Origin of the sequence: Bacillus sp. B-jedd (genome assembly GCF_000821085.1) — a bacterium.
Classification (GTDB): domain Bacteria; phylum Bacillota; class Bacilli; order Bacillales; family Cytobacillaceae; genus Bacillus_D.
This window is the reverse complement of sequence record NZ_CCXR01000001.1, coordinates 2,860,847-2,875,163: the sequence shown is the minus strand read 5'-3', so window position 1 is coordinate 2,875,163 and position 14,317 is coordinate 2,860,847. Positions and strand designations below refer to the sequence as shown.

The window sequence follows — 14,317 nt, the reverse complement described above, 5'->3', positions numbered from 1 at the left end:
GAGGCGGGATATAAGCGATGAGTAAACTCAAAGAGGTAGATGTTGAAATCAGTGAGGTCGGGGAGAAATACGGGGAAAAATTTGCGGAATTAATTGCTCGTGAGATCGAAAGCTGTCTCAGTTACGGTATAGCTTACAGGGTACATCTTAAATCGGATAGCCGTTATTTCCAGTTGCTTTTCATAACAGAAAGTTATTTCAAATCATATGATGTTTTTCCGCAGATTGGAACTGTAGATGAAAAAACAATTATCGGTCGCGTTGATGCAAAAATCGCTATACAGATTATGGATGAATTAAACAAGAATAAATAGAGCCTTAACCGGCTTCCTTTTTTGGCCATACTTGCGAAAAATGTTGTCGCTTACCGGGTTACGGCGGTGAATATGCCGTCTAAAAATACTGATGAAAAATCCTGAAGAATTAACCTGTCAATTTAAGGAGGCGATATCCATAGGAGTACTAGCGATGATTGTGATTTGCTCACTGTTTATCGTTTGTTTTGTCGGAGTCTGTGCCATTACAGGGTTTATGGATTAGGAGGGATAACGTGCAAGAGTTGATTACAACTACTCAAAGTGACAATGGTGAAATAATTGTTAGCGCTCGAGAGTTATATGATTTTTTGGGAGTGCCTACTCCTTACACCATGTGGTTCGACAGAATGGCTGATTATGGTTTCACCGAGAATCAGGACTTTATAACAAAAATGTTAGAAAGTACTGGAGGACGACCAAAGCAAGATCATCTTATTAAGTTGGACATGGCAAAAGAAATAGCAATGCTCCAACGTTCTGAAAAAGGGAAACAGGCTCGACAGTATTTCATTCAACTTGAAAAAATGTGGAACAGCCCGGAGATGATTATGAAGCGGGCGCTTGAATTCGCGGATAAGCAAGTGAAAGCGCTTCAAGTCCAATTGACCGAGCAAAAACCAAAGGTACTATTCGCGGAAGCGTTGGAAACCTCCAAATCCTCAATCCTAATTGGTGAGTTGGCGAAGCTGCTAAAACAAAATGGCATCCCCATTGGACAAAACAGACTATTCCAGTGGCTTAGGGAAAACAGCTTTCTAATTCGCAAGCATGGAGAAAGCTATAACTTGCCGACCCAGTACGCGATGGATTTAAAGCTCTTTGAAATTAAAAAGAGAACCATCAATAATCCTGATGGATCATCGAGAACTACTCGGACTCCTAAGGTAACAGGTAAGGGTCAGATTTATTTTATTAATAAGTTTTTGGAGCAAAAAAAAGCCTGACGCGGCAACGTCAGACTCATTGAAAATTATCTTTAGACCATTATATCACTTTGGACAAACTTTAATACTAAAAAACTATAAAAATATTGGAGGAACTAAATATGGGAATGAAATCGCTCGGCGTCGTAAGGAAGATGGATGATCTTGGCCGGATTGTAATCCCGATTGAAGTAAGGCGCACACAGGGCTGGGAAACGAAGCAGCCGCTTGAAATGTTCACGGATGGAGATGCGCTAATAATTAAGCCTTTTGGCAAGGACGCGGAAAAACAGGAACTGCTTTCAAAGCTTTACGGCCATTCAGACCTGACGGAAGAAGCTGAAACAGTGTTAGACGAAGTCATTGAGTTCATAAAGAAGGGATAAAATGGGCGGGGCTTTCCAAACAAGTAGAGAGATCTTTAACAATCCAATATGGCAGGACGTCATCAAGTTTCGGCTCTTCTTTTACATTGTTGGAAACGCCGTATTTTCCGACGAGGGAGTAAAGCAAGGGAACATCCTGATAAAACGCGGACAGTTTTTACGATCCTATCGAAATCTTGCTGCAGACCTTGAGTATCTTGATAACAAATCTTTAAAAAAGTACTCAATATCTGTCATAAAGAAGAAGGTCGATCAATTGGTGAAGGAAGAACGGTTGGAAATCGAAGAGACCGAACTGGGAACACTTTTCACTGTGGTCAATTACGCAATGTATCAAGGTTTTGAACATTATAAGAAACAGAACCGAGAACAGTCCGAGAACGGTTCGAGAACAGTCCGAGAACAGTCCGAGAACAATAATAATGTTAATAAAGATAATAAGGATTTATCTAATGATGATGACGTCCTCGAGGAGCCAAAACAGCAATCATCATTCGAGCAAGAACTCATTGCAAAATACATGCAACTGGCTGCCATTCCCGGTTTTGATATTCCTGAGTATCAAAAGACTGCTGTAAGGCAAGTGGTCGAAAGTGGCATCCTTCCTGTAGATGCCATGAAATATCTTGAGGAGTGTTTCCAGGAATACAAACCTAAACACAGCAGAGACAAGATTAATAGTTTTGGTTATTGCGCGACCGTGATTCTCAATAAGCATGCTCAAGCACAGGCGCCACAAAATCCTCAAGCCAGGCGTGGTTACGGAAAGAAACCTATCCGCCAGGAACACATACCTGAGTGGTTTGACAAGAAACAAGAAGTAGAAGAGTCACCGGAAGTAATCGAAGCGCGAAAAGCGGAAATGGAAGAAATGCTAAAACAATTCAGGAGGTAGTAGGATGGACAAGCTCGGACAATTAAAAGCCGATTATAAGCGCGGATGCATGTCGATTTTGGACATTAAATGGGCACTTGACGAAGTAGAACGGTTGAAGGAAGAAAACCGCATCATCCGGCAAGACCGACGTTTTAGACGTTACATGTCAGTCCTCCAGGAGAACCTTAACCTTATCGAACTGAATGCAACCTTACAGGATCAATTAGAAAAGGCAGAAGCGAAACTGGCAAAGCATCAGATGGTGCAGGCCTGATGGGCATCCTTAAAAACGCCGTCGAGTTGCAACGGGCTACAGGAAAAATGCAGATGAAAGCCGAACTAAAGCGGAATTTTGTGATTGAAAGGTTGCGAGAATTAGGGATTACTCATCTGAAGAATGGAGTTTCGATTCACACGCTGGACTATGAACGGTTAAAAGAAGAATTAGTTTTGGCGGAACTTTTGAAGATTGACAACGAAACGGATGCTGCCAAATGGTTTTGAAACAAGAGGGCAGGAATCCATTCTTCGGAGGCCGCCCCCTCATAGAAGCCAGAAAGAATAGAGTCGTTGTTCTCGAAGATTTAGATTTCGTCTGGGACGAACCGGATTTAAAAATACTCGTCAGGCAATGGAATGCAGGAGTCAGTGTGGAAGAGTCGGCAGAGTATTTTGGTCGGGATCCCGATGAAATACTTTTGGCCATCATCTATCTAGCGCGGAATTATAAAATAACTAGGCGAAAAGGCGGCCTGAAAGGGGACGGAAATGAAGGTAGCTGAGCTGCTTTTAATTCAAAAACAATTGGATGATCGGATTGAATCTAAGCATCCGCTTAAGCCGGGGGAGGACAGGAGGGTAAAAAGACAGCTTGCCCTTTTTGTAGAACTCGGTGAACTGGCAAACGAAGTAAGAGTTTTTAAATATTGGAGCCATGATCAAAAACCAAGGATGCAGGCATTTTCCGCGATGTGGGGTTCAAAATGCAAAAATCCAACTTTGGAAGAATCCGCAGATGTCATGCATTTTCTGCTTCTAATCGCCAATGACTTGAAGATAAAAGATGCCGGTCTTTCGGTACTTCGGAAAATGTCATTGGAAGAACAGTTTCTCGAGTTATTCGACCATGCACGTACAATATACCATCCGGAGAATTGGCATTGGACATGGAGATTATTTCTTGGGCTGATTGACATGCTTGGATTTAAATGGGCCCAATTATGCGAGGCATACATTGCTAAAAATAATGAAAACATTCGAAGACTGGAGACAGGCTATTGACTGCCACGGCCAAGGTTCAGGAAACCAATGTTTGCCGGAAATCGGAAAAGGAAGCACGTCAGGCAGTAAATGATTTAATTACCAGAGGTTATGAAATTGTTTTTCCACTTACTCAATTTTCGAGTGACGGCAAGAAGTGGAAGACTGATTCATTTGGAAGAAGAATTTTCGTTGAAAATACGCCGAGTAGCTGTTGGAAGGCGAAGTTAAGACGGGTGATTAAGAATGATTGAGTTTACAGTTTACGGTGAGCCGGTCGCACAAGGCCGGCCCCGCTTCAGTAGTCATGGTGGAATCACCAGAGTATATGATCCTGCAAAATCACGTGATTTTAAGAAATATGTGAGGCTTGTAGCTTCTCAGCACCGGCCTGTGAAATTACTCCAAGGACCATTAAAGCTTTTTGTCACAATTTACAGACCAACACTAAGAAAGTTTTCAAAAAAGAAATTGGCGGCCGCTGAACAGGGAGAACTTAGGCCTATTACAAAGCCAGACGTTGATAATTATGTGAAAGCTGTTAAGGATGCTTGTAATAAAGTAATTTGGAACGATGACAGCCAGGTAGTGGATCTTTATGTCGGCAAATATTACAGCGAAAATCCACGGGTGCATATTAGAATTTTAGAACTTTAAAACATGCGAGGTGACATGATGGCTGCCATCACAATTCATCATCCGCTAGCGCCTATCGTAGGCAAAAACGGCATGGGTGGCAAATGGGATAACACAGTCAAAACATCAAAGTTGTCGCCAGAAGAACTAGAGAAATACCGAAATGGAGAAAAAGGAGGCCGCAAGATGGTTACTTATGAAGATTACAAGAAAAAGAAAGAACAAGGAATGTCCGATAAAGAAATCGCGAAGGAATTTGGTTTCAGCATAGCCACTCTTTACAATCGGCTGAAGGTTTGGAAGGGTGAGCCCCTCAAATCTCCTGGAAAATCGCGTGAAGTGCTCGAGAATATGACAACAGTGAAGGTTCCAGCTAAAGATAGCAGCGAACAATTAAAAGACATTAAAGAGGAATTTAAGCACGATTTACAAGGCGTTCTTAAAGATAAGGATGAACAGATTGCTGAATTGCGAAAGGATCGCGACTTTTGGAAGGAAAATGCGCTGAAATGGGAAGAAACAGCTGCTGCGGTTGAAACAACTGATGAAACATTCAATGAGGCAATGGCCGCCAATGATCGCCTTCGTCGAGAAAACAATGAACTCCAGGACCGCCTCGATTCGGCAGAGCAACTTAGAGAACAAAGCAGACGAATGTACAGTGAACTATTAAACAACTTTACCGCCATGAAAGAGGAATTTGATTTAGTGAGAAAGCTTGCATATCTGAAGTTGAAGAAAGATGTCCAAGCGTAAGCGTGCCGCCCGGTGGTATCTGCTGTATCGCCGGGAGGGCGATGATTATGTACATGTTTATGAGCCGCTTAAAAAATACGAACTGCAAAGCCGGATTCGAAAAGGGTGGAAAATGATTTCTTGAGAAAGGTGATAATTTTGAACACCGTTCAGCCCATACGTGATTTAGTAATGATTGCTGAAATGAAGCGTGTATTGCTTCAACAAAGTTATCGTAACTATTTTCTGCTTGTAATGGGGATTAATACTGGTTTGCGGATCAGTGATTTGATTCGACTTAAAGTAATTGATGTTAAGGATAAAAGCCATATCATCCTCACTGAAAAGAAAACTAAGAAAGTGAAGCGGTTCAAAATTAATGGATCCCTCCAGAAAGAGATTCGGCAATATACCGTAAAAATGACCGACGATTGCTATCTGTTTAAGTCTAAAAGACGTGCCAAACATATAGGTCGATGTCATGCCTGGAAGATACTGAATGATGCAGCAAAGGAAATAGGACTGAGTGAAATTGGTACCCATACCCTACGAAAAACATTTGGGTACCATTTTTATCAAAAAACAAAAGATGTAGCGCTTTTGCAAGAAATATTTAACCATAGCAGTCCGTCAGTTACCTTACGATATATCGGGATCAACCAAGACCTGATGGACGAAGCGATTGATGATTTCAGTCTATAAATCAGGGAGTTGGTTTGAATGGCAAAGGCAAATAGATGCGTTGAGTGTGGAGGACATGTCCCGGTATATCAAAAATATCTTTGTGAACATTGCTGGAAGGAAGCTTTGAACCAAAAACTTTTGGAAGAAGACAAGAAAGAGCTGGTCAAAGCTTAGTAACACGTTTTGTATTGTGTCGTCATAAGGAGGTTCAAAGTGAAAATTACTGCCAGTGAAGTGAAGCATGTGTTAAGTCAGAAACACAGTCAGGATTTCTTTCTTACTGAAGTGAAAAACGGCTCAACTTGGATGGGAAAAGAACTTGCAATCATGGATGCCTTGGCAATTAAGAAGAGCTGGACTAAACCATGTTTGACAGGTTATGAGATAAAGACAGGTAAGAAAAACATGCGCAGCATACCTTACCTGCATGAGAAGCGGATTCCTTTAGAGGATGTTTATCCGGATGAATACAGCACTCTGTCATCAGCTTATGAAAGTGAATTTTTAGTTTGGCGTAGCAAATGGGAGAAGCGGATCAAGGATAAGTACATTCTTACTGCTTAAGCCGATGGCGACAAAGTAAGCATTTTGTTAGATAGGAGGAAGAAAATTGAGAAAGGCAACTAAATTAGGCAAAAGAAAAAAGAGACAGAAAGCATTAGCAAAAATGCGTTGGTACTCTGAATATTCTATTCACTATCATAAGGCGAAAAAAATGTATGAAAGTACATTTAAAAATTATTGGCCGTATACGAAAAGCAATTTTTAAAAAGGAGGAAAGAGAATGGCTGAAAAATTAAGTGATAAAGAGGTTTTTGAACGATTTCCGCTAGCAAAGGCATTTGCTAATGCTATACACGAAGCCGATAAAAATAATAAGGCTGAAAAGGATTGCGATCATCAGTGGTCTACTATTGAACAAGCTGGTGATGAATTTGAAATTACTTATTGCGCAAAATGTGGGTTGCAAGATTAAACTAACCTTTTAGCAAGTATGTCACTAAGGAGGAACGCTTTTGAATAGGGCAGAACGAAGAAGGGCGGCTCGTAGATTTGAACCGGGCCCGCCTTGGATCAAGCATGCGACACCAAGCATACAGTTATTAGCCAACGGTTGGTTTGCAGAGGTGGAGCGAGTCTACAGCAACCGTGAATATGCCGTATTGATTCGCACGGCAGATACAGAGTGGGGTCCGGTCGAACATGCAGCCATTCGTAATGTAGCAAGTTCAGATATTACTTGGGCCGAGAAACAGCGGATAAAGAATGAGATTTTCGGGCCGGAACGAATAGCGATTGAGGTTTTCCCGAAAGAAAGTGAGCTGGTGGACGAAGCTAACATGTATCACCTTTGGGTACTGCCGGAAGGAATGACATTGCCGTTCGGAATCTACCAAGGACAGTTTTGACGTAAACTTCGAAGGAGGAAGTAAGGTGAATTTTAATAAGTTAATTGAAGCTGACAGAGTAATTAACGCTTCGTCTTATCGGTATAGGTGCGATAGTTGTAGGAAGGTATTAGGTTACAAGGGAACTTGTTACGAGTGTAAAGAAAAGAGGAAAACGAAAATGACAAAAAAAGTATACGAGATTAAAGATATTGGCGGGCTTTTGGTAGATTCAATTATCGATTTGCAGCAGTTACAAACAAAAATCAAAAGTGTGGATGATGAAAACCATACTCTTGGCGTCGCAATAAATACCGTGGAACACAGGCTACATGCGGTTTCAGATTTACTTGAAACAGAGGTAAAGGAACTGAGGGTTTGTTTGCACAAAAAAGGCGCTCATACACTGGAACGACAATCAAACGGAAGATGGTTTCTGGATAGCAAAGAAATCCCGGAAGAAGATGCGATCGGGGAGCTGGTGGAGGCTGTCCGGGATTTAGGATACTGGTGCCAGGTTGCTAAAGATGTTTTGCCTCAAGAGCAATTTGAGACTGTCCAGGAAGCTTACGAATACAAGGAGAAGGAGGATTGACCAAAAACGTGACATAAGAAAGGACGGTAAAACTTCCTTAAATTAAATTGAAAACTGAATACTGTTAGTGGTAAAGTTCGATTATAGGGGTGAGTTTAATGACGAACTTTGAACGCTTGAAATCACTGGATAGCGAGTATGAAATGACTGATTTAATAATGTATGTCCTTTCTACACGCTATAGTGAAATCATTAAAGGTGATGGAACGCTAGATGGAATCCCTTTATTGAGATGGTTACAAGAAGATCACCAGAAAGCCACTGACAAATAAATTGTTGGTGGCTTTTTATTTTGCACAGTTCGGTTCTATGGCGACACAATGATAGATCAGTGATGGAACGCTAGATGGAATCCCTTTATTGAGATGGTTACAAGAAGATCACCAGAAAGCCACTGACAAATAAATTGTTGGTGGCTTTTTATTTTGCACAGTTCGGTTCTATGGCGACACAATGATAGTTCTGTTGTCATTAAAAAGGAGGAAAAATAGTGAAAGTCATTTATGAAGTTCTATATAAAAATGGTCATCTTGATTTAATAGAGGTCCCAGTAGAGGAAAAAGAGATGAAAGCGGTAATGGCAATTAATCAAAGAATTGAGGAATCTATGCAAAAAGATGAAGGCGGTAACCTAACAGTTGGCGATGGTGAAAAAGTGGCCAGTTTTATAAGGCTTTCTGATGTATCTAGAGTTAAATTTAGTTTTTTGAAAGAAGGAGGGGGAAATCTTGAGCAAAAAGGGTGCTAGTCCTCGGCCATCAGCTCCATACAGCCAGGGAGGAAGCCAAGTAAAAAACCTAATAGTAGGTATGCCAGTTGATATTTACAGCTGTGATGGATGCGGCAGGGCAATTGTGGTTGAAAAAGATTCTGAGATTGCTGTTTGTCCATATACAGATTGCAGCACGGATCTCTACGAGTATTCTCATTCTGGTGAGGTAATAACCGGTAAGGCATCGGAGATATTTAAACAACAACAAGCCATCATTGATACGCAGGAAAATCGGATTCAATCCAAGCAGGAGCGGATCAACGGGCTAGTCATGCACCAGTTTGAAGAACAGAAACCACCTTACATGGACCTGGATGATTAGGAGGAATGCACATGAGTAAATCAGATGCTCTATTCGCATTGTCAGGAGTTGCGTTCATGCTGTTTATTATAGGGCTCGTGCTAAATATATAAAAGGAGTGAGTACAATGCTCCACGGAGAAGTAAAGGTTTGGTATATGACCGAGGAAGAGCGGTTGGCTTACATTAAAAAACATCCTATTAAACCAACAAAACGGAATAAGAAAGAAGTTCATCTAAAAGATATGGGCCGGAAAAAGAGAAAGAAATCTCCATTGTAAAAGGGAGGGGGTGCTGATGCTAGACCTTATAATCCAGTATAAACAAGCGTTGGCAGATGTTGAGCGATTAAAAAAGACCGCTAACGAGGAAGACAGTAAACTGCTCGGAGGGATGGCATCAGACCTCGAATATGCGCTCGAATGGATGCTGACAGCCAAGCAGCCAGGCAATCGTAGAGGAATCGAACGGAGGGCAGCATACGAGCGGGAAAAGCCGTTTGACCCATTGATCATGCAACAGCATTTCCGTAGCATGGATGACAATCTATACAGCTGGGATGAACATAACCAGGAGGATTCAACCTCAGGATGGGATCGTGAGCGGATAGAGGATGCTTTATCCGTTCTCACACCAAGGGAAAAGGAAGTCTATCTCATGGCAAAGGAAATCGGATTAAGTTATTCGCAGATTGCCAGGTACTTAAAAGTGAGCAAGAGCGCGGTGCAGGATAGCATAAGGCGGGCGGAAGGTAAGATAGCGAAGCGGATTGAAGGAAGCTTGTTCTGTGTGGGATAATGGTTTAAAGGAGTGAGATGAAAGGAGGAAATTAAATGCGCGATACTTATCACTTTCAAGCAAAACGATTAGAGAGAACGCTAGTTGTATTGCTCGGCAGATTGGGATTTTTCAAGGTAGCAAGAAAAATTTTAGATTGGTTAAGTAGCAAAATAGGATAACCCAATCTGTCTTTATTTCCCTATACGAAAGCCCGTAATATATGATAAGTAAAACTTATTAACTATACTATTTATAATAAGTTTATATATTGTTACTCCATACCTGTTGCGGATTGGTTTATCCATCTCACTAGCCATCGGGCCAGTCCAGCAATCCCGTTACCTCCTGACGACCGTGACTGCAGCGGCAAAGGTATGGATCGCAGGGGCAAGCCATCTGCCTGAGTAAAGATGGCTTTATAAATTTTAAGCTATCACCAACTTGGTTTATAATAATAGCATCAATAACCAACGACAGGAGCTGATTAAGATTCAAGGAACCTGTGACCATTGCGGCGAAGTCTTCAATGTAAAAATGAGAACCAAACATCATCCGCAGAAAGTCATTGAGACTTATTTTAAATGTCCGCACTGTAAACATCATTACACTTGTTTTGCCACAGATCCGGAAGTAAGAAAGATGCAAAAGGATATTAAGCCGATGGCATACAATCCTATTCGAGCAGCAATGCAGCTCCAGATAAATGAGCGGATGAAGAAACTAAAAGAAGAAATTATGAATAAGTGAAGATGAAAGCACTCTTGGAAAATATCCGAGGTGCTTTTTATTTTTTGGGTGAATGGATATGAAGAAATGTCAGAACTGTATATGGGCGGTAAGAGAAGATGGCAAGGTGATTTTCTGTCCGTTTCATAATTGTGTTCAAGGTAAGCTGCCTACCAAGGCTAACAATAAAAATTAGATGAATGGAGTGTTGTGACATGGCTGAAAAGCGCGAGTCAAACGAAGGTATGTTGTATGAATGTGTGAAGTGTGAAAGAAGAGAAGTAATATTGGCAAACAATCCTCGTACTGATGGCAGGTCTTGCAGTCATTGCGGAGGAGCTTTAATGTTTTCTTATTTTGTAGGGATTGATTTATCTGGAAGAAAAGATAATTCCGCTTTAACAATTACATTGAAAGCAGATGTATCTGATGCACTTACTGGCTTAAAAGCCGTAACGAGGGAAGCCAAGAAAGCTACAGCGGCATTAAAAGATGTTGATGATATCACATCTAAGAAGGTACTTGTGATCAAGCCTAAGCCTGGCATTAAATTAACTGATGAAGCGAAACAGAAAATACTACGTGAAGCAAAGAAATCCTTGGAATTGGGAGTAATGGTGCTAAGTCATGATTTTGTTTGTGAGGAAGTAAATGTATCAACAAATATAAAGGGTGAGTTCGATGCAAGCCTGGAAGATAATTGCGTTGTCATTTCTGATTCTACTATTTAACACTCAACCTGGCATTTGTAATGATCCTTTGAGGACTAAGAATTGGAAGATTGTTTGTTAATCATTAATAACTGGAGTTGTGCTGAAGAACAAAAGTTATCGAAAAAGAGCCTAATTAATTTCTAGGCTCTTCTTAACTTATACATTGTATTTAATTTCCCCATTATTGAAATTACAAGTTCCAATCTTTACCGAGGTCAAATTCCACTTAACCAATAGTTGTTTCATCTCAGTAATATGATCATAAACCTTTCCATTTCTTTGACAAGAATGGGGTAACATGATGTAGGTAATACCACTGGCAGTACTAAACGCAGACAACTGAGCTCTAGTGTGCTCGTCCATATAGGTAGGACATGTTTCGACTTCGAAAATAAACTTCTGAGCTGCCTTAGTTGCTGTTGCAGGTTTAGATGCAACTATATCTGGAATATAGTTGTTAATCTCGCTTGGACATCCTGCTTCCCAACCAATATGGTCAGCCAGAACATAATAACCTGCTGTAGATAAGCTTTCAGCGATATATTTAACCATTTTATTATGGTTTGTTTGAGAAACAGCAGGTCTCTTTTCGTTAGTTCCTATTGTCATTTTCTCACCTCCTTTTTTACAATATTCGCCAACTATAAACCAAACTCCTTCAAAGAGGAGGTGAAAATATGTCAGAATATAAAACTCGCCAGCAGAAACGAAAGTTTTATGACAGCAAGGAATGGAAGCAATTGAGGGAACACATAAGAAAGCGAGACAATTATGAATGTCAGGAATGCAAACGGCAGGGAAGAGTCTCTGTGGATATGAATGAATACAGTGAGCGAGCGAAGCGGAAGAAGATTGCTCTGGTCGTTCACCATATCCAGGAGCTTGAGAAGCATCCGGAACTTGCATTGACTGAGGATAACCTTGAGACCGTTTGTGTTGAATGCCATAACAAAGAGCATGGCAGGGACTTCAGTGCAAAGGAACAGAAGTGGGATGATGAAAGGTGGTAGCCATGAAGGATACTAAAGCACGAAACATGTTCTTGGTGGGTCTAGTGGTAGGCATAGTCATTGGTTTGGGTCCTATTTTATTTCCTCAATAAATTGTGTCAAAATCATAAATAATTCTGAAAACAGCACCCCCCGGTCAAAAATTTTGGACTTTTCAAAGCTCCTTGGCACCGGTTGGGGGAGTCGATTTCGCAGATTTATCCTAAAAATTCATGAAGGGGGGAGGGGGAGGGGATGAAAAAATCCAACATAAAGAAATTGGAAAAAGAGCTGCTGTCCAAGATTGATACTGGCAGCCAGAAAGAACTTGAAAAAGTGAAACGTTATATCAACCTGGTTAAATTGTTTTACGACCTGGATGAAAGTATTGAACGTGACGGGGCTATGGTCTTAACCGAAAATGGATCGCAGAGATTTTTAAAACCGAACCCTGCCATTCAGGAGAAGAACAGGATAAATGCACAAATACTTTCAATCGAGCGCTCTTTTATTTTTGTGAATGAGGATGACATGTTAGACGGCAGTGACCTATTGTGATTAGTAACAAGTACGTTGATGAATATATCCACCGGTGGAAAACCGGCAAGATCCTACTAAACAAAGAGCGCATATTGTTGATCGAATATCTTGAGAGGGATGTCCTATCAAGAGATGATATCTATTTTGATGAAGAACAAATTGAGAATTACATTGCCTACAGCGAAAAGTGGTATTTCCCTTTAGATCCGTGGGAGAAGTTCATTGCTCCGTTTATCTTTCTGAAATTTAAAGATGACGATGAATTATTCTATGAGGAATTTTTCATCACAATGGGCCGAGGCGGCGGGAAAAATGGATTTATCAGTACCTTATCCGATTATTTCACGAGTCAATTCCATGGGATAGACAATTATGATGTATCTGTCGTTGCTAACTCAGAGGACCAGGCTGAAACTAGCTTCAAAGAAGTGTATAACGTAAAAGAAAAACATCCTAAACTTAAAAAATATTCAGTAGTAACCAAAATAAAAATAACGAACAAAATTACACAAAGCGTATTCCGTTTCCGTACCTCTAACGCCAGCACTAAAGACGGCGGCCGGGAAGGTTGCGTTATTTACGATGAGATACATGAAATGGAAGGCCGAGAAGTCATTGACGTATTCTCTGGTGGTTTGGGAAAAGTCCCACATCCCAGGGAATTTTTTATTGGAACGAATGGCTTTGTTCGTGAGGGCTTTTATGACAAGTTGATGGAACGAAGCTTGGCCGTGTTAAATGGCGAAAGTGAGCATGATCGAATCTTCCCATTTATTTGCAAACTGGACGATGCTTCCGAAGTAGACGATGAAGCTATGTGGGAAAAAGCAAACCCGGCTTTTGAAAAACCCATGACGTTAAGGGCAAAACGGTTGATGAATAAAGTTCGGAAACAATTCATCGCTTTGGAAAACAACCCAGGCGGTCGAACTGCTTTTATGACAAAGCGAATGAACTACCCCGAGACCGACTTAACAAAAACAGTTGCCAGTTGGGAAGATATTTGGCGGACAGGTTTTGAAACGGGGCCTCTTGTACCGAAACATCAACAAGTATTGAGAAGCATCCCTGACCTCAAACACAGGACTTGTATCGGCGGACTTGACTATGCCAGTATCAAGGACTTTGCGGCGGTCGGACTACTATTTAAAGTTGGGGAGGATTACGTATGGATGACTCACTCGTTTGTCCGAAAGGGTTTTTTGGAGAAAGTGACGCTCAAAGTGCCAATCAAGGAATGGGAGCGAGATGGACTGCTGACCATTGTGGACGGGCCGGTCATCGACATACGCTATATAGTGGACTGGTTTGTATCCATGCGGGAATCCTACGGAATCACGAAAATAGTCGCCGATACTTTCCGCCTTGACCTAGTGAAAACAGCGCTTGAAGCGGAAGGGTTTGAAATTGAATACATCCGAAATCCAAGGGCGATCCACTCCCTCTTAGCGCCGAGGGTAGAGACGATATTTGCCAAGCGGAAAATAATCTTTGGAGACAACCCCTTAATGCGCTGGTATACGAACAACGTGTACGTCCATATCAAAAAGGACGGAAACAAAGAGTATTTGAAAAAGGATGAATTTAGGCGCAAGACGGATGGGTTCCAGGCCTTTATTCATGCTCTGTGGAAAGCGGATGAATTATTGGATGAGGAAGTGGATTTCTTCCTGGCTGATATAAAATTCTAGGAAGA

27 protein-coding genes are annotated in these 14,317 nt (G+C 41.2%); 26 read left to right on the top strand and 1 reads right to left on the bottom strand.

The window, feature by feature from the left end:
- Positions 1–17: 17 nt before the first annotated feature.
- From BN1002_RS14315 to BN1002_RS14220, 23 genes are all read left to right on the top strand, one after another.
- Complete coding sequence (locus BN1002_RS14315) at positions 18–314, top strand: hypothetical protein (RefSeq protein WP_048825904.1); 297 nt, start codon at positions 18–20, stop codon at positions 312–314.
- Between the two features lie 236 nt (positions 315–550).
- Entirely contained in the window at positions 551–1,261 is a 711-nt protein-coding gene (locus BN1002_RS14310) for a phage antirepressor KilAC domain-containing protein (protein WP_048825903.1), read from the top strand.
- Between the two features lie 107 nt (positions 1,262–1,368).
- Positions 1,369–1,626: an AbrB/MazE/SpoVT family DNA-binding domain-containing protein gene (locus tag BN1002_RS14305; RefSeq protein WP_048827968.1), complete on the top strand. Its 258-nt coding sequence runs from the start codon at positions 1,369–1,371 to the stop codon at positions 1,624–1,626.
- Between the two features lies 1 nt (position 1,627).
- Positions 1,628–2,521: a hypothetical protein gene (locus BN1002_RS14300; RefSeq protein WP_048825901.1), complete on the top strand. Its 894-nt coding sequence runs from the start codon at positions 1,628–1,630 to the stop codon at positions 2,519–2,521.
- A gap of 4 nt (positions 2,522–2,525) precedes the next feature.
- Positions 2,526–2,777 carry a hypothetical protein gene (locus BN1002_RS14295; protein WP_048825899.1) on the top strand — a complete coding sequence of 84 codons (252 nt, stop codon included), beginning with the start codon at positions 2,526–2,528 and terminating at the stop codon, positions 2,775–2,777.
- Entirely contained in the window at positions 2,777–3,007 is a 231-nt protein-coding gene (locus BN1002_RS14290; RefSeq protein ID WP_048825897.1) for a hypothetical protein, read from the top strand. Before BN1002_RS14295 ends, BN1002_RS14290 begins: the two co-directional genes overlap by 1 nt.
- Positions 2,998–3,285 carry a hypothetical protein gene (locus BN1002_RS14285; RefSeq protein WP_048825895.1) on the top strand — a complete coding sequence of 96 codons (288 nt, stop codon included), beginning with the start codon at positions 2,998–3,000 and terminating at the stop codon, positions 3,283–3,285. The genes BN1002_RS14290 and BN1002_RS14285 overlap by 10 nt, the downstream gene beginning before the upstream one ends.
- Positions 3,272–3,784, top strand: coding sequence for a dUTP diphosphatase (locus BN1002_RS14280; RefSeq protein ID WP_048825893.1), 513 nt, complete (start codon positions 3,272–3,274; stop codon positions 3,782–3,784). The genes BN1002_RS14285 and BN1002_RS14280 overlap by 14 nt, the downstream gene beginning before the upstream one ends.
- 225 nt (positions 3,785–4,009) lie before the next feature.
- Complete coding sequence (locus BN1002_RS14270) at positions 4,010–4,420, top strand: RusA family crossover junction endodeoxyribonuclease (protein WP_048825890.1); 411 nt, start codon at positions 4,010–4,012, stop codon at positions 4,418–4,420.
- Between the two features lie 15 nt (positions 4,421–4,435).
- Positions 4,436–5,155 carry a hypothetical protein gene (locus BN1002_RS14265; protein WP_148362785.1) on the top strand — a complete coding sequence of 240 codons (720 nt, stop codon included), beginning with the start codon at positions 4,436–4,438 and terminating at the stop codon, positions 5,153–5,155.
- Positions 5,156–5,293: 138 nt separating this feature from the next.
- A complete protein-coding gene (locus tag BN1002_RS14260; protein WP_048827967.1) occupies positions 5,294–5,836 on the top strand; it encodes a tyrosine-type recombinase/integrase in 543 nt (180 codons plus the stop codon).
- Positions 5,837–5,854: 18 nt separating this feature from the next.
- Positions 5,855–5,992: a hypothetical protein gene (locus tag BN1002_RS23795; RefSeq protein WP_156129721.1), complete on the top strand. Its 138-nt coding sequence runs from the start codon at positions 5,855–5,857 to the stop codon at positions 5,990–5,992.
- A 39-nt stretch (positions 5,993–6,031) separates the two neighbouring features.
- On the top strand, positions 6,032–6,382 hold the full coding sequence (locus BN1002_RS14255) for a hypothetical protein (protein ID WP_048825886.1): 351 nt from the start codon (positions 6,032–6,034) through the stop codon (positions 6,380–6,382).
- 220 nt (positions 6,383–6,602) lie between these two features.
- A complete protein-coding gene (locus BN1002_RS14250) occupies positions 6,603–6,794 on the top strand; it encodes a hypothetical protein (RefSeq protein WP_048825884.1) in 192 nt (63 codons plus the stop codon).
- A 40-nt stretch (positions 6,795–6,834) separates the two neighbouring features.
- Positions 6,835–7,227, top strand: a complete 393-nt coding sequence (locus BN1002_RS14245; RefSeq protein WP_197072736.1) for a DUF7694 domain-containing protein — start codon at positions 6,835–6,837, stop codon at positions 7,225–7,227.
- 160 nt (positions 7,228–7,387) lie between these two features.
- Positions 7,388–7,801 carry a hypothetical protein gene (locus BN1002_RS14240; RefSeq protein ID WP_231574969.1) on the top strand — a complete coding sequence of 138 codons (414 nt, stop codon included), beginning with the start codon at positions 7,388–7,390 and terminating at the stop codon, positions 7,799–7,801.
- A 98-nt stretch (positions 7,802–7,899) separates the two neighbouring features.
- The gene (locus BN1002_RS23790) at positions 7,900–8,073 is read left to right on the top strand and encodes a hypothetical protein (RefSeq protein ID WP_156129692.1); all 174 of its coding nucleotides are present in this window, start codon (positions 7,900–7,902) and stop codon (positions 8,071–8,073) included.
- Positions 8,074–8,291: 218 nt separating this feature from the next.
- Entirely contained in the window at positions 8,292–8,549 is a 258-nt protein-coding gene (locus tag BN1002_RS14235) for a hypothetical protein (protein ID WP_048825882.1), read from the top strand.
- Positions 8,530–8,895 (top strand): hypothetical protein, encoded by a 366-nt coding sequence (locus tag BN1002_RS14230; protein WP_048825880.1) that lies wholly within the window; start codon positions 8,530–8,532, stop codon positions 8,893–8,895. Before BN1002_RS14235 ends, BN1002_RS14230 begins: the two co-directional genes overlap by 20 nt.
- 106 nt (positions 8,896–9,001) lie before the next feature.
- Complete coding sequence (locus BN1002_RS24085; RefSeq protein WP_197072796.1) at positions 9,002–9,154, top strand: hypothetical protein; 153 nt, start codon at positions 9,002–9,004, stop codon at positions 9,152–9,154.
- Between the two features lie 16 nt (positions 9,155–9,170).
- Positions 9,171–9,671: a sigma factor-like helix-turn-helix DNA-binding protein gene (locus BN1002_RS14225; protein ID WP_048825879.1), complete on the top strand. Its 501-nt coding sequence runs from the start codon at positions 9,171–9,173 to the stop codon at positions 9,669–9,671.
- Between the two features lie 35 nt (positions 9,672–9,706).
- On the top strand, positions 9,707–9,832 hold the full coding sequence (locus tag BN1002_RS24380; RefSeq protein ID WP_269429804.1) for a hypothetical protein: 126 nt from the start codon (positions 9,707–9,709) through the stop codon (positions 9,830–9,832).
- A gap of 762 nt (positions 9,833–10,594) precedes the next feature.
- A complete protein-coding gene (locus BN1002_RS14220) occupies positions 10,595–11,110 on the top strand; it encodes a hypothetical protein (protein WP_148362784.1) in 516 nt (171 codons plus the stop codon).
- A 138-nt stretch (positions 11,111–11,248) separates the two neighbouring features.
- Here BN1002_RS14220 and BN1002_RS14215 read toward each other — a convergent pair whose 3' ends face one another.
- Positions 11,249–11,701, bottom strand: coding sequence for a hypothetical protein (locus BN1002_RS14215; RefSeq protein WP_048825875.1), 453 nt, complete (start codon positions 11,699–11,701; stop codon positions 11,249–11,251).
- A 68-nt stretch (positions 11,702–11,769) separates the two neighbouring features.
- Here BN1002_RS14215 and BN1002_RS14210 point away from each other — a divergent pair, with 68 nt between their 5' ends.
- The 3 genes from BN1002_RS14210 (at position 11,770) to BN1002_RS14200 (ending at position 14,312) form a co-directional block, all read left to right on the top strand.
- Entirely contained in the window at positions 11,770–12,102 is a 333-nt protein-coding gene (locus tag BN1002_RS14210; RefSeq protein WP_048825873.1) for an HNH endonuclease, read from the top strand.
- Positions 12,103–12,336: 234 nt separating this feature from the next.
- Complete coding sequence (locus BN1002_RS14205) at positions 12,337–12,639, top strand: P27 family phage terminase small subunit (RefSeq protein WP_048825872.1); 303 nt, start codon at positions 12,337–12,339, stop codon at positions 12,637–12,639.
- On the top strand, positions 12,636–14,312 hold the full coding sequence (locus tag BN1002_RS14200) for a terminase TerL endonuclease subunit (RefSeq protein WP_048825869.1): 1,677 nt from the start codon (positions 12,636–12,638) through the stop codon (positions 14,310–14,312). The genes BN1002_RS14205 and BN1002_RS14200 overlap by 4 nt, the downstream gene beginning before the upstream one ends.
- The last annotated feature ends 5 nt before the right edge of the window (positions 14,313–14,317 follow it).

Coding starts and splice junctions, on each gene's coding strand:
- BN1002_RS14315 (WP_048825904.1), top strand. CDS start 18: ATGAGTAAACTCAAAGAGGTAGATGTTGAAATCAGTGAGGTCGGGGAG.
- BN1002_RS14305 (WP_048827968.1), top strand. CDS start 1,369: ATGAAATCGCTCGGCGTCGTAAGGAAGATGGATGATCTTGGCCGGATT.
- BN1002_RS14300 (WP_048825901.1), top strand. CDS start 1,628: ATGGGCGGGGCTTTCCAAACAAGTAGAGAGATCTTTAACAATCCAATA.
- BN1002_RS14295 (WP_048825899.1), top strand. CDS start 2,526: ATGGACAAGCTCGGACAATTAAAAGCCGATTATAAGCGCGGATGCATG.
- BN1002_RS14290 (WP_048825897.1), top strand. CDS start 2,777: ATGGGCATCCTTAAAAACGCCGTCGAGTTGCAACGGGCTACAGGAAAA.
- BN1002_RS14285 (WP_048825895.1), top strand. CDS start 2,998: ATGGTTTTGAAACAAGAGGGCAGGAATCCATTCTTCGGAGGCCGCCCC.
- BN1002_RS14280 (WP_048825893.1), top strand. CDS start 3,272: ATGAAGGTAGCTGAGCTGCTTTTAATTCAAAAACAATTGGATGATCGG.
- BN1002_RS14270 (WP_048825890.1), top strand. CDS start 4,010: ATGATTGAGTTTACAGTTTACGGTGAGCCGGTCGCACAAGGCCGGCCC.
- BN1002_RS14265 (WP_148362785.1), top strand. CDS start 4,436: ATGATGGCTGCCATCACAATTCATCATCCGCTAGCGCCTATCGTAGGC.
- BN1002_RS23795 (WP_156129721.1), top strand. CDS start 5,855: ATGGCAAAGGCAAATAGATGCGTTGAGTGTGGAGGACATGTCCCGGTA.
- BN1002_RS14250 (WP_048825884.1), top strand. CDS start 6,603: ATGGCTGAAAAATTAAGTGATAAAGAGGTTTTTGAACGATTTCCGCTA.
- BN1002_RS14240 (WP_231574969.1), top strand. CDS start 7,388: ATGACAAAAAAAGTATACGAGATTAAAGATATTGGCGGGCTTTTGGTA.
- BN1002_RS23790 (WP_156129692.1), top strand. CDS start 7,900: ATGACGAACTTTGAACGCTTGAAATCACTGGATAGCGAGTATGAAATG.
- BN1002_RS24085 (WP_197072796.1), top strand. CDS start 9,002: ATGCTCCACGGAGAAGTAAAGGTTTGGTATATGACCGAGGAAGAGCGG.
- BN1002_RS14225 (WP_048825879.1), top strand. CDS start 9,171: ATGCTAGACCTTATAATCCAGTATAAACAAGCGTTGGCAGATGTTGAG.
- BN1002_RS24380 (WP_269429804.1), top strand. CDS start 9,707: ATGCGCGATACTTATCACTTTCAAGCAAAACGATTAGAGAGAACGCTA.
- BN1002_RS14220 (WP_148362784.1), top strand. CDS start 10,595: ATGGCTGAAAAGCGCGAGTCAAACGAAGGTATGTTGTATGAATGTGTG.
- BN1002_RS14215 (WP_048825875.1), bottom strand. CDS start 11,701: ATGACAATAGGAACTAACGAAAAGAGACCTGCTGTTTCTCAAACAAAC.
- BN1002_RS14210 (WP_048825873.1), top strand. CDS start 11,770: ATGTCAGAATATAAAACTCGCCAGCAGAAACGAAAGTTTTATGACAGC.
- BN1002_RS14205 (WP_048825872.1), top strand. CDS start 12,337: ATGAAAAAATCCAACATAAAGAAATTGGAAAAAGAGCTGCTGTCCAAG.